13 protein-coding genes are annotated in these 12,691 nt (G+C 63.8%); 7 read left to right on the plus strand and 6 right to left on the minus strand.

Annotation, left to right across the window (positions count from 1 at the left end; genetic code table 11):
* Nucleotides 1–92 precede the first annotated feature (92 nt).
* From AC3RCG_RS04645 to AC3RCG_RS04655, 3 genes are all read left to right on the plus strand, one after another.
* Nucleotides 93–284: a YqaE/Pmp3 family membrane protein gene (locus tag AC3RCG_RS04645; protein ID WP_070222801.1), complete on the plus strand. Its 192-nt coding sequence runs from the start codon at nt 93–95 to the stop codon at nt 282–284.
* Nucleotides 285–349: 65 nt separating this feature from the next.
* The gene (locus AC3RCG_RS04650; RefSeq protein ID WP_121668423.1) at nt 350–814 is read left to right on the plus strand and encodes a carboxypeptidase-like regulatory domain-containing protein; all 465 of its coding nucleotides are present in this window, start codon (nt 350–352) and stop codon (nt 812–814) included.
* Nucleotides 814–1,143, plus strand: coding sequence for a hypothetical protein (locus tag AC3RCG_RS04655; RefSeq protein WP_121668424.1), 330 nt, complete (start codon nt 814–816; stop codon nt 1,141–1,143). The genes AC3RCG_RS04650 and AC3RCG_RS04655 overlap by 1 nt, the downstream gene beginning before the upstream one ends.
* 21 nt (nt 1,144–1,164) lie before the next feature.
* On the opposite strand, the gene AC3RCG_RS04660 is transcribed toward AC3RCG_RS04655, so the two are convergent.
* The 6 genes from AC3RCG_RS04660 to gatC all read right to left on the minus strand — a co-directional run bounded on the left by AC3RCG_RS04660 (nt 1,165) and on the right by gatC (nt 7,633).
* Complete coding sequence (locus AC3RCG_RS04660; protein ID WP_492403542.1) at nt 1,165–2,202, minus strand: oxidoreductase; 1,038 nt, start codon at nt 2,200–2,202, stop codon at nt 1,165–1,167.
* Between the two features lie 249 nt (nt 2,203–2,451).
* A complete protein-coding gene (locus AC3RCG_RS04665) occupies nt 2,452–3,699 on the minus strand; it encodes a TonB family protein (protein ID WP_492403541.1) in 1,248 nt (415 codons plus the stop codon).
* Nucleotides 3,696–4,079: a BlaI/MecI/CopY family transcriptional regulator gene (locus tag AC3RCG_RS04670; protein ID WP_070289952.1), complete on the minus strand. Its 384-nt coding sequence runs from the start codon at nt 4,077–4,079 to the stop codon at nt 3,696–3,698. Before AC3RCG_RS04670 ends, AC3RCG_RS04665 begins: the two co-directional genes overlap by 4 nt.
* 190 nt (nt 4,080–4,269) lie before the next feature.
* Entirely contained in the window at nt 4,270–5,772 is a 1,503-nt protein-coding gene (gatB, locus tag AC3RCG_RS04675; RefSeq protein ID WP_256267197.1) for an Asp-tRNA(Asn)/Glu-tRNA(Gln) amidotransferase subunit GatB, read from the minus strand.
* Between the two features lie 8 nt (nt 5,773–5,780).
* Nucleotides 5,781–7,277: an Asp-tRNA(Asn)/Glu-tRNA(Gln) amidotransferase subunit GatA gene (gene gatA, locus AC3RCG_RS04680; RefSeq protein WP_070311063.1), complete on the minus strand. Its 1,497-nt coding sequence runs from the start codon at nt 7,275–7,277 to the stop codon at nt 5,781–5,783.
* A 53-nt stretch (nt 7,278–7,330) separates the two neighbouring features.
* Nucleotides 7,331–7,633, minus strand: a complete 303-nt coding sequence (gene gatC, locus AC3RCG_RS04685) for an Asp-tRNA(Asn)/Glu-tRNA(Gln) amidotransferase subunit GatC (protein ID WP_070222787.1) — start codon at nt 7,631–7,633, stop codon at nt 7,331–7,333.
* 351 nt (nt 7,634–7,984) lie between these two features.
* Here gatC and AC3RCG_RS04690 point away from each other — a divergent pair, with 351 nt between their 5' ends.
* The 4 genes from AC3RCG_RS04690 to mrdA all read left to right on the plus strand — a co-directional run bounded on the left by AC3RCG_RS04690 (nt 7,985) and on the right by mrdA (nt 12,690).
* Nucleotides 7,985–9,028 (plus strand): rod shape-determining protein, encoded by a 1,044-nt coding sequence (locus AC3RCG_RS04690; protein WP_010393186.1) that lies wholly within the window; start codon nt 7,985–7,987, stop codon nt 9,026–9,028.
* A gap of 108 nt (nt 9,029–9,136) precedes the next feature.
* The gene (gene mreC / locus AC3RCG_RS04695; protein WP_070222785.1) at nt 9,137–10,198 is read left to right on the plus strand and encodes a rod shape-determining protein MreC; all 1,062 of its coding nucleotides are present in this window, start codon (nt 9,137–9,139) and stop codon (nt 10,196–10,198) included.
* Nucleotides 10,195–10,707, plus strand: coding sequence for a rod shape-determining protein MreD (gene mreD / locus AC3RCG_RS04700; RefSeq protein ID WP_035824494.1), 513 nt, complete (start codon nt 10,195–10,197; stop codon nt 10,705–10,707). The genes mreC and mreD overlap by 4 nt, the downstream gene beginning before the upstream one ends.
* Nucleotides 10,708–10,719: 12 nt before the next feature.
* On the plus strand, nt 10,720–12,690 hold the full coding sequence (gene mrdA / locus AC3RCG_RS04705; RefSeq protein WP_492403536.1) for a penicillin-binding protein 2: 1,971 nt from the start codon (nt 10,720–10,722) through the stop codon (nt 12,688–12,690).
* The last annotated feature ends 1 nt before the right edge of the window (nt 12,691 follow it).

Here is a 12,691-nt window from a genome sequence, read left to right on the forward strand (position 1 = left end):
CCGAGTATCGTTATAATCGGCTTGACTGCATTTACCGCCGGCGCCTGCCGGCCCGGTCCCCGCGGCACAGGGGAATACTCAAGGAACGAACGATGCGCTTGCTGATTGCCCTGTTACTCCCATGGCTGACCTTTTTCACGATCGGCCGTCCGATCGCCGGCATCATTTGCCTGATCCTGCAAATCACCTTGATCGGCTGGCTGCCGGCCACGATCTGGGCCGTGTATGCGCTGAGCCAGTACAAGACGGACCAGAAGATCGCCGACGCCATGCGCCGGCGTTGATATAGGGCTAAGGCCTGTTTAAGCTGCGCTTCCTATCTTGATTCAACCGACATGAGGAGAGTGAGATGGCATCAAACAGACGCGGTACCCTGAGCCTGGCGGCGGCGATGCTGGCCGCCGGGCTGTTGCTGGGAAGTGCGGCGCAGGCGCAAACCGACGGTGCACTGCCGCCCGTGCAGAAGAGCGGGGCGGTGGAGTACCTGAGCGGCGGCATCGGCCTCGATGAGTCGACGGCCATCAAGAGCGCCAGCCGGCATTGGCCCTTGAGTCTCGTGTTTTCCGTGCAGGCGGCGGGCAAGGCGGAATTTGCCTCCGACGTGAAGCTGGAAATACGCGATGCCAAGGGCGCTCCGGTGCTCGATACGACGGCCAGCGGACCGTTCCTGCTGGCGAAACTGCCGCCGGGCAGCTACAGCCTGCGCGCCACCCTGGCCGGCAAGTCGCTGGAGCGCAAGGTGCAGATCAAGGCGGGCAGTTCCGCGCGCGTGGAGCTGGTCTGGCCGGCGGGAACGAACCAGGGCCGGCCTTGATGTCTGGCGACGGCAAGGCGCCCGAACGGGACTTGTCGGCGCGGGGCTTGTCGGCGCATATCCTGCCCACGTCGGCGACGATGGTCGGCGTGTGCATGACGGTGCTGTCGATCGGGCATCTGGCGCCGCGCGGCGACATGCGCGTGGCCATCGACAAGCTGCTCGCCGTCGATGCCATCGTCTTTCTCGTCAGCGCAGTGCTCTCGTTCATGTCGCTGCGCCCCGGCCAGTCGCGCTTGCGCTACGAATCGTGGGGCGAACTGCTGTTCATCTGCGGCCTGGCCCTGCTGGCGCTGGGCGCCGTGGTGCTGGCCTTCGTCATCAACTGACCGCGATCAGCTGACATCGAATCAGCTGACCGCGAGCACGCGCCCTTCGGCAGCGCTTTGCAAGGCCAGTTCGATCAGGCGTATCGTCGCTGCCGCATCCTCGGCCGCCACCGGCGCCGGTGCGCCGTGGCGGATGGCGTCGGCCATGCCCTGGTAAAAGTCCTGGTAGCGGCCCGCCTGCATTTCGAGGTGTTCGCAATGGCCGTCCGGCTGCGTGCCCAGGTGCAGCGCGCCGCGCACGGGGGCCACGCCCCAGCCGGGCTGGCCCGGCCTGCCGCCCGCCTTAAGCGCATCTTCCTGCGGATCGAGGCCGAATTTCACGAAACTGCCCTTTTCGCCATGCACGGCGAAGCGCGCCGTCGGCGCCTTCACCAGGCAGCCCGCTTGCAGCACCACGCGCAGCCGGTCGTAATACAAAACGATGTGCATGTAGTCGACGGCTTGCGCGCCATCGCGCTGCAGGACGATATCGGCGTACAGTTTTTCCGGCTTGCCGAACAGCTGCATGGCCTGGTCCAGCATGTGCGGACCCAGGTCGTACAGCAAGCCGCCGCCCGGCGCGCCGGATTCGCGCCAGCGCTGGCGGATCTCGGGGCGGAAACGGTCGAAGTGCGATTCGACGCTGGCGATGCGCCCCAGCGTGCCTTGCGCCAGCAGCGCTTGCAGGGTCAGGAAGTCGCCATCCCAGCGCCGGTTGTGATACACGCTGAGCACCAGCTGGCGCTCTTTCGCCAGCGCGATCAGACTCTGCGCCTCCGCGCTGGAAATGGTGAAGGGCTTGTCGACCACCACGTGTTTGCCCGCCTGCAGGGCCACCTGCGCCAGGCTGAAGTGCGCCTCGTTGGGGGCGGCGATGACGACCAGCTCGATGGACGGATCGGCAAACAGCTGCGCGGGTTCCGCATACACGGTCGCGTGCGGCCAATCCTTGTGCACGAGCTCGGGCTTGCTGGAGGCGACGGCCGCCAGTTCCAGGGCATCGATGGCGGACAGGACGGGAGCGTGGAAGGTGGAGCCGGCAAAGCCGTAGCCGACCAGGCCGGTTTTGATCTTGTTCATGGCGGATTCACAGGTGCGTGGAAGAATCCATGATCATACCCGCAAGCGGGCGGCGGCACCGCTGCAGCAATGCTGCCACGATGTGCCGCCGCGCATGCTTTAGAGCCTATCCCAGTAGGGAGCGTCTTTTGCAAGCAGCACATCAGGAGCGCGGACAAGGCGCGAGGAGGACGCGTGGCGAGCCACGCGACGACTCCCCGCTTCTGAGGGGCGCTTGCAAGAGATGTATTCATCTACTGGGATAGGATCTTAGTGCAGGCTCCAGACGTATTGCACCTTGACGCTGGCGCTGACCGGCTTGCCGCCAGCGAGGGCCGGCTTGAACGTGCACTTGGCAATGCCAGTGCGCGCCGCCTCGTCGAGGGCAGGATGGCCGCTGCTCTTGACCACGCTTGACCCTTGGACCTTGCCGGTGGCGTCGACATCAAAGGACAGGTTGACCGTGCCCGTTTCCTTCGCCTGCAGCGATGCGGGCGGGTAGACCGGTTTGCCGCACACGCCAAAGTCGATGACGGGGCGGCGCTCCAGCACGGGTGCGCTGTCGGCGGCGACGGCCTGGCCGTAGATGCCGAGGCAGGCGCCGGCCAATGCCAGCAGCGGCACGGCCGCCTTCCAGTTCAGGGCTTGTGGTGCGGGGCGCAGCAATCGTTTGATACGTGACATAAGATCTCCTCCGTTGGCCGCCTGGGCCAGGTGGTGGGTTGAGAACTGGAGACGTTCCAGTTCCGAGAGTGCAAGAGCCAGACGCCGCGGTTCGCCCAGTTGTCTTGCTGCGAAATCATCTGCAATATGTTCGCGTTCGAGGCGCACGCCGCGTGAAATCCACCAGACGGCAGGGTGGAAGAACAGCAGCGCCTCGATGGCGTTTTGCAGCAGGTTGACCAGATAATCGTGGCGCCGGATGTGCGCCAGTTCATGCGCCAGCAGCGCATCGAGCAGGTGCGGCGGCATGCCGGTGATCAGTGCCGCGGGCACCAGCACCATGGGGCGCCAGATGCCGGCCGTGAGCGGACTGGCGATGTTGTCGAGCACGCGCAGCCGCACAGGCCGCGCCACGCCGGCATCGTGCGCCATGCGCGACAGCCTTGTCTGCAGCTGTCCATGCGTGGCGCCCGTGTTCCTGGCGCTGCGCTCTATCCACAGCATGCCCAGCGCCATGCGCACGGCCAGCACGGCGGCGCACAGGGCCCACACGCCGACGACGGCGCGCAGCAGCAGGTCCAGGTCGGGCAGGCTGTCGGGCGCCAGCAGGGCGGCGGGCAGCAAGGCGCTGGAGTACAGCGCGCCCGTGGCATCGGCCCCGGCCAGGCGCAGATACAAGCCCGCCGCCGGCCACGCCAGGCAGGCCAGCAGGGCGCCGCAACCGACGGCGTAGCGCGCCTCGGGACGCGCATTGCGCAGGGCCGCCCACGCCAGCGCCGTGGCGCAGCCGATCAGCAGCCCTTGCCACAGGAAGTGCAGCAGGGTCCAGCCCAGCGCCGGCACGAAGCCGCTCATGACTGATCGTCCTTGAGCATTTTTTCGATTTCCTCGCGTTCGGCGCGCGACACGCCCGTGCGCAGCGCCGCCAGCACCAGCGCCTTGGCCGAACCGGCAAAGGCCTTCTGCATCAATTCCTTCAGCAGATTCGTCTGCAGGCTGTCCTGCGCCTGGGCCGGCGCATACACGTGCGAGCGCTGGCTTTCGTCGCGGATCAGCAAGCCCTTGCCATGCATGATCTGCATCAGGCGCAGCACGGTGCCATAGGTGATGGCCGGCTTGGCCAGCGCCATCGCCTCGTGCACCTGCTTGGCCGTGGCCGCACCCAGCGGCCACAGCGCCTGCAGCAGATCGAGCTCGGCTGCCGTCGGTTTCGGGGTGTCGTGCGTCTTGGCCATGCGGTTTTCCTCTTGCCTGAAATTCAATATGGCTAGATTAAACCTTGTAGACAAAAATGTATACTTTAATTTTCAGTGGCGTATAAACGCTTGTCAGACGTGACATAAAACGTAGACAAGCTTGTTTATAAGGAGACCCGGCAGGCAAAAAAAAAGACGCCGCAGCGTCTTTTTTTGGGGCGAGTGAAAATTATCCAGCCAGCTTGGCCTTCAGCAGTTCCGTCAGCTGGGCCGGGTTGGCCTTGCCCTTGGATGCCTTCATGGCCTGGCCGATCAGCGCATTGATCGCCGCTTCCTTGCCGGCGCGGTACTGCTCCACCGATTTGGCATTGGCCGCCAGTACTTCATCGACGATGGCTTCCAGCGCGCCCGAGTCCGAGATCTGCTTCAAGCCCTTGGCGTCGATGATGGCGTCGACCAGGTGCTCGTCGTCCGATTTCGCTTCCCACATGCCGGCGAAGACTTCCTTTGCCGCCTTGTTCGAGATCGTGCCATCGGCGATGCGCTTGAGCATGGCGGCCAGCTGGGCGGCCGAGACGGGGGCGTCGTCCAGGTCCACGCCTTCGCGGTTCAGGGTCGACGAGACGTCGCCCATCAGCCAGTTGGCGGCGGCCTTGGCGTTTTCCTTGCCGGCCTTCTCGACCACGGCGACGAAGTAGGTGGCCATGGCTTTCGATTGCGTCAGCACCAGCGCATCGTAGTCCGGCAGTGCGTATTCGCTGATGAAGCGGGCGCGCATGGCGGCCGGCAGTTCCGGCATCGAGGCCTTGACCGTGTCGATCCACGCTTGCGAGATGACCAGCGGCGGCAGGTCAGGGTCCGGGAAGTAGCGGTAATCCTGGGCGTCTTCCTTGCTGCGCATTTCGCGCGTTTCCTTGCGGTCCGGATCGTACAAACGCGTCGCCTGCACGACCTTGCCGCCGTCTTCGATCAGTTCGATCTGGCGGCGCACTTCGACGTGCACGGCTTCCTCGATGAAGCGGAAGGAGTTCAGGTTCTTGATCTCGCAGCGCGTGCCGAATTCCTTCTGGCCGACGGGACGCACGGAAACGTTGACGTCGCAGCGGAACGAGCCTTCCTGCATGTTGCCGTCGCAAACGCCCAGCCACATGACCAGCGAGTGCAGGGCCTTGGCGTAGGCCACGGCTTCGGCGGCGCTGCGGATTTCCGGTTCCGAGACGATTTCCAGCAGCGGCGTGCCGGCGCGGTTCAAGTCGATGCCGCTCATGCCGGCATAGTCTTCATGCAAGGACTTCCCGGCGTCTTCTTCCAGGTGGGCGCGCGTCAGGTTCACCGTCTTGGTGACGAATTCGCCATCCTTTTCGTAGCCGAAGGTCAGTGCGCCGCCGATGACGACGGGGTCTTCGAACTGGCTGATCTGGTAGCCCTTGGGCGAATCGGGATAAAAATAGTTTTTGCGGGCAAAGACCGAGTGCGGCGCGACGGTGGCGCCCACGGCCAGGCCGAAGCGGATGGCGCGGTCGACGGCCTGCTTGTTCATCACCGGCAGCACGCCCGGCAGCGCCAGGTCGACGGGGCTGGCCTGCGTGTTGGCTTCGGCGCCGTACTTGATCGGCGAACCGCTGAAAATTTTGGATTCGGTCGTGAGCTGCACGTGGTTCTCAAGACCGATGACGACTTCCCATTGCATAGTGTTCTCGCTTAATTTGGTGGCGCCGCCTGGGCGGCGCAAATTTTTTCTTAGATGCCGGCCGTTGCGTTGCCTGGAGCACGCGTATGCCAGTCCGTCACTTGCTGGAATTGGTGGGCCACGTTCAGCAGTTTGGCTTCGCCAAAATAATTGCCGATGATTTGCAGGCCGACGGGGCGCTTGCCATTCTTCTCTCCTGCACCGAAACCGCAAGGGATTGACATGCCGGGCAGGCCGGCCAGGCTGGTCGACAGGGTGTAGATGTCGGCCAGGTAGTTCGCCACCGGGTCGTCCGTCTTGTCGCCCAGGTCCCAGGCGACGGTCGGCGCGACGGGGCCCATGATGACGTCGCAGACGGCGTCCGGGCCATTCAGGACGGCGTCGAAATCCTGCGCGATCAGGCGGCGGATCTTTTGCGCCTTCAGATAGTAGGCGTCGTAGTAGCCATGGCACAGCACGTAGGTGCCGACCATGATGCGGCGCTGCACTTCCGGGCCAAAGCCCTGGGCGCGCGACTTCTTGTACATGTCCTGCAAGTCCTTGTACTCGGCCGCGCGGTGGCCGTAGCGCACGCCGTCGTAGCGCGACAGGTTCGACGATGCTTCGGCCGGCGCGATCATGTAGTAGGCGGGAATCGACAGGGCCGTATTCGGCAGCGAGATGTCGACCAGGGTGGCGCCCAGCTTTTCATACTGCGCCAGCGCGCCGCGCACGGCCGCTTCCACGTCCTTGGCCAGGCCTTCGCCGAAATACTCGCGCGGCACGCCGATGCGCAAGCCCGTCAACGGCTGGCCCAGTTCACGTGAAAAATCTTCCGCCACGCCGCCCTGTTCCGGGGACAGACTGGTCGAGTCGCGTTCGTCGAAGCCGGCCATGGCGGTGAGCAGCAGGGCGCAGTCTTCGGCCGAGCGGGCCATCGGGCCGCCCTGGTCCAGCGACGAGGCAAAGGCGATCATGCCGAAGCGCGAGACGCGGCCATAGGTCGGCTTGATGCCGGTGATGCCGCAGAAGGCGGCCGGCTGGCGGATCGAGCCGCCCGTATCGGTGCCGGTAGCCGCTGGCGTGAGGCCGGCGGCGACGGCGGCGGCCGAGCCGCCGGACGAGCCGCCCGGCACGGCTGTTTTATCCCACGGGTTCTGCACGGCGCCGAAGGCCGAGTTCTCGTTGCCGGAACCCATGGCGAATTCATCGCAGTTGACCTTGCCCAAAGTGACCATGCCGGCCGCCTGGAATTTTTCCACCACGGTGGCGTCAAACGGGCTGGCGTAGTTGGCCAGCATTTTCGAGCCGGCCGTCGTGCGCCAGCCTTTCGTGACGAACAAGTCCTTGTGCGCGATCGGCACGCCCGTCAATGGCGTGGCCGTGCCGGCGGCGATGCGCGCATCGGCGTCGGCTGCTTGCGCCAGGGTCAGGGCACGGTCGACGTGCAGGAAGGCGTTCGAGTTGTCCGCTTCGATGCGGTCGAGGAAATGCGTCGCCAGTGCAACGGCGGAAATTTCCTTGTTCTGCAAAAGCGTGGACAGCTGTTTGATGGATTTTGTATGCATGGCGTTTCTATTGTGATATTCGGCAAGAAGGCGGGAACGGCGCAACGGCGTGTTTATTCGATAACCTTGGGCACCAGGTACAGGCCATCCTGTACCTTCGGCGCCACGGCCTGGTAGGCGTCGCGGCGATTCTGTTCCGTGGCGACGTCTTCGCGCAGGCGCAGGGCGATATTGTCCATGTGGGCGGCCAGCGGGTGGCTCAGGGGCGCCACACCATCGGTATTGACGGCTTGCATTTGTTCCGCCAGTGCGAAAATCTTGTTCAATTGGGCCAAAGACGTGACGGCCTGGTCGTCGGCCATTTCAAGTTGGGCCAGGTGGGCGATGCGTTTTACGTCGGAGAGTGTCAGGGACATGGCGAATGGCGCGGAGTGCCGCGCATTAGTATTAAGTTGGCGTTTTGATAAAACGCGGGTATTTACTGCTATTTTGCTCACAAAAATCGAGGAATGCCGCGTAACTCGCGGCTGCAAGAGTCGCACTTTTCCATGGTTTTTGAGCAAATCGCATTCAAATTATAAGGTAGAATGGCGGGTTAATGCGTTGCCGGCGCTGATGGACCGCTGCCGCAGCATAGAAAAGATTGCGCAAGCGCCAAGCGAAACCCGAAAAAATCGCCTCCACGGATTTTCAGGGTGCCTGAAAGCGCCCGCTTTGAAACTCCCCATAAACAGCTTTTGCGCAGCTCGATGCGCTACAGGACACTCATGTTTGGTTTTTTACGCAGGTATATCTCCACCGATCTGGCCATTGACTTGGGCACGGCCAACACCCTTATTTATGTACGCGGCCTCGGTATCGTCCTGGACGAGCCATCCGTCGTCGCCATCCGCCAGGAAGGCGGTCCGAATGGCAAGAAGACCATTCAGGCAGTCGGCAAGGAAGCCAAGCAGATGCTGGGCAAAGTGCCGGGCAATATCGAAGCGATTCGTCCGATGAAAGATGGCGTGATCGCCGACTTCACCGTGACCGAACAAATGCTCAAGCAATTCATCCGCATGGTGCATGACTCGAAATTCTTCCGTCCATCGCCGCGCATCATCATTTGCGTGCCGTGCGGTTCGACCCAGGTCGAACGCCGCGCGATCCGCGAATCGGCTCTGGGCGCCGGCGCCTCGCAGGTGTACCTGATCGAAGAACCGATGGCAGCGGCCATCGGCGCGGGCTTGCCCGTGTCGGAAGCGACCGGCTCGATGGTGGTCGACATCGGCGGCGGCACGACGGAAGTGGGTATCATCTCGCTCGGCGGCATGGTCTACAAGGGTTCCGTGCGCGTGGGCGGCGACAAGTTCGATGAAGCCATCGTCAACTACATCCGCCGCAACTACGGCATGCTGATCGGCGAACAGACGGCCGAAGCCATCAAGAAGGCCATCGGTTCGGCTTTCCCTGGTTCGGAAGTGAAGGAAATGGAAGTCAAGGGCCGCAACCTGTCCGAAGGCATTCCGCGTTCGTTCACCATTTCCAGCAACGAGATCCTCGAAGCGCTGACCGACCCATTGAACAACATCGTCTCGGCCGTGAAAAACGCGCTGGAACAGACGCCGCCGGAACTGGGCGCCGACATCGCCGAAAAAGGCATGATGCTGACAGGCGGCGGCGCACTGCTGCGCGACCTGGACCGCCTGCTGATGGAGGAAACCGGCCTGCCGGTGCTGGTGGCCGAGGACCCGCTCACCTGCGTGGTGCGCGGTTCCGGGATGGCACTGGAACGTATGGACAAGCTCGGCTCGATCTTCTCCTACGAATAATCTGACAGAAGGGCCGGAAACCATTCCGGCCTTTTTTTGGTTTTGGCGCCGGCGTCTGACCGGGGCCTGCACGTTGGCGCACTGCGCCTGGCCTGATTATTGGAAGTCATGGAATACAGTCCTCCGCCACTTTTCAAACAAGGCGCCTCCGCCCGCGTCAAGATGATGGTGTTCGCCGGCATTTCTATCGCCCTGCTGCTGGTCGATTCGCGCATGCACGCGCTGACGGCCGTGCGTCAGGCGGTCGGCACCGTGCTGTATCCGGTGCAGATGGCGGCCCTGGTGCCGCGCGACGTGGCGCTGGGCGTCGGCAATTACTTTTCTTCGCTGTCGGCCCTGGAAAAACAGGTGCGCGACCTGAAGCACGAACAGATCGCCTCGGCGCAGATCCTGCAGCAGGCGCAGCTCAACATCGTTGAAAACAACCACCTGCGCAAGCTGATGGAAGCGCGCGAGCGCGTGCCCGTCAAGACCATGATGGCCGAAGTGCTGTACGACACGCGCGATTCGGCCTCGCGCAAGATCGTGCTCGATCGCGGCATCCAGAATGGCGTGGAACTGGGCCGCCCCGTGATCGACAACCTGGGCGTGGTGGGGCAGGTCACGCGCGTGTTCCCGTTCACCTCCGAAGTAACGCTCTTGACCGATGAAGAGCAGGCCATTCCCGTGCAGCTGCTGCGCAACGGCGTGCGCAGCGTGGCCATCGGCCGCGGCAAGTCGGGCACCATGGAGCTGCGCTTCACGGCCCCCAGCGCCGACATCCAGATCGGCGACATCGTCATCACCTCGGGCCTCGACGGCCTGTACCCGGCCGGTCTGGCCGTGGCGCGCGTGACCCTGGTCGAGCGCAATGCGCATGGCCCGTTCGGCCGCGTCGTGTGCCAGCCGCTGGCCGGCATCGAACGCAACACCCAGCTGCTCATCCTGATGACGTCGCCCGATATTCCGCCGCGCCCGCCCGCCGAAGATGTCAAGACGGGCCGCAAGATCGCCGGCAAGATGGCGCCGATCAAGGACCCGGCCAAGGAGCCTGCCGCCGCCGCGACAGCCCCCGCCGCGAAGCCGCCCGCCAGCGCCGCGCCGAAACCGGCGGCGCCGGCAGGACCTGCCGCAACGCCTGTAACAACGCCAGCACCTGCCGCCGTGCCACCGAAGGAAGCGACACGATGAACCGCCCGCATTACATCCTGCTGCCGGTCAGCCCCCTGTTCATCGGTTTTTCCCTGCTGTGCGCTTTTTTGCTGAATCTGCTGCCATGGGGCCAGTTTGTTGGCGTGCCCGATTTCGTCGCGCTGGTGCTGGTCTTCTGGGGCATCCACCAGCCGCGCAAGGTCGGCATCGGCGTCGCGTTCTTCATGGGCCTGATGATGGACGTGCACGATTCGACCCTGTTGGGCGAGAATGCCTTGGCGTATACCTTGCTGTCGTATTTCGCCATCATGATGCACCGGCGCGTGCTGTGGTTCCCCATCCTGACGCAGGCGCTGCACGTGCTGCCGCTGCTGCTGCTGACGCAGGCGCTGCAATTGCTGACGCGGCTGATCGTCTCGGGCCGTTTCCCCGGCTGGCTCAATTTCATCGAGAGCTTCGTCGCCGTCGCCCTCTGGCCTTTCGTGACGTGGATCCTGCTGGCGCCGCAGCGCCGCGCCGTGGACCGCGACCATAACCGGCCGATCTGACGGGCGCCTGCCATGACCGAACTGAAAAATACCGAGCGCGAACTGCATTTTTTCCGCATGCGCCTGACCATCCTGGGCGCGCTCGTCTTCGTCTGCTTTTCGCTGCTGCTGGCGCGCTTCATCTGGCTGCAGGTGATCAAGCACGAAGACTACGCGACCAAGGCTGAAGACAACCGCATCGCCGTGGTGCCCATCGTGCCCACGCGCGGCCTGATCCTCGACCGCAACGGCGTGGTCTTGGCGCGCAATTACTCGGCCTACACGCTGGAAATCACGCCGTCGAAATTGAGCGTCAGCCTCGATTCGGTGATCGACGAGCTGTCGACCCTGGTGCAGATCGATATCAAGGACCGCCGTCGCTTCAAGAAGCTGCTGGAAGAATCGAAGAACTTCGTCAGCGTGCCGCTGCGCACGCGCCTGACGGACGAGGAAGTGGCGCGCTTCACGGCGCAGCGTTTCCGCTTCCCCGGCGTGGAAGTGCAGGCGCGCCTGTTCCGCCAGTACCCGATGGGCGAAATCGCCTCGCACGTGGTGGGCTTCATCGGCCGCATCAACCGCAATGAAGCCAAGGCGCTGGAAGAGGGCGAGGACGCGGCCAACTACAACGGCACCGACCATATCGGCAAGGAAGGCCTGGAAAAAAGCTACGAAAAGCAGCTGCATGGCACCACCGGCTACGAAGAAGTGGAAGTGTCGGCCGGCGGGCGCGCCATGCGCACCCTGTCGCGCACGGCGGCCACCCCCGGCAACAACCTGATTCTGTCGATCGACATCGAACTGCAGAAGGTGGTCGAGGAAGCGTTCGGCGAATGGCGCGGCGCTGCCGTGGCCATCGACCCGGCCACGGGCGACATCCTGGCCTACGTCTCCAAGCCAGGCTACGACCCGAACCTGTTCGTCGACGGCATCGACCAGCAAAGCTGGAACGAACTCAATACCTCGCTGGACCGGCCGATGGTCAACCGTCCCCTGTCCGGCACCTACGCGCCCGGTTCGACCTTCAAGCCCTTCATGGCGCTGGCCGCGCTGGAACTGGGCAAGCGCACGCCGAGCCAGTCGATTTCCGATCCCGGCTTCTTCATCCTCGGCGGCCACACCTTCCGCGACGACAAGGTGGGCGGCCATGGCACGGTGGACATGCACAAGTCCATCGTCGTCTCGTGCAACACCTATTACTATCAGCTGGGCCGTGACATGGGCATCGACGCCATCCACGACTTCATGAAGCCGTTCGGTTTCGGCCAGCTGACCGGCATCGACCTGAATAATGAAAAGACGGGCGTGCTGCCGTCGACGGAGTGGAAGCGCAACCGCTTCAAGACGCCGCAGCAGAAAAAATGGGTGGGCGGCGACACGATTTCGGTGAGTAACGGCTCCGGCTACAACTCCTACACGCCGCTGCAGATCGCCCACGCGACGGCCAACCTGGCCAATAACGGCGTGGTGATGAAGCCGCATCTGGTGAAGATCATCGAAGACGCGAGCACGCGTGCGCGCACCCTGACGGTACCGAAGGAAAGCTACCGCATCGCGCTCAAGCAGGAAAACATCGACATCATCAAGCGCGCCATGGTGGGCGTGACCAGCGAGCAGGGCGGCACGGCCGCGCGCATCTTCACCGGCGTGCAGTACACTGTGGGCGGCAAGACGGGCACGGCGCAGGTGGTCGGCATCAAGAAAAACGAGAAGTACAATGCCAAGCTGCTGGCCGAGCGCCTGCGCGACAACGCCCTGTTTACGGCCTTCGCGCCAGCCGACAAGCCGCGCATCGCGATCGCCATCGTGGTGGAAAACGCGGGCTTCGGCGCCGGCGTGGCCGCGCCGATCGCGCGCAAGGCGCTCGACTACTACCTGCTGGGCAAGCGCCCGAGCGACAAGGAAAAGGACACCACCAAGGTGCCCAAGGAAGATGTCGACGAAGTGCGTACCCTGGAAGAAATCACCGACGAGCAGGCCGCCCCGGCGCCGCCTGCCAGGCAATAAG

The sequence above is a fragment of the Janthinobacterium sp. GW823-FHT01H08 genome (genome assembly GCF_058797855.1).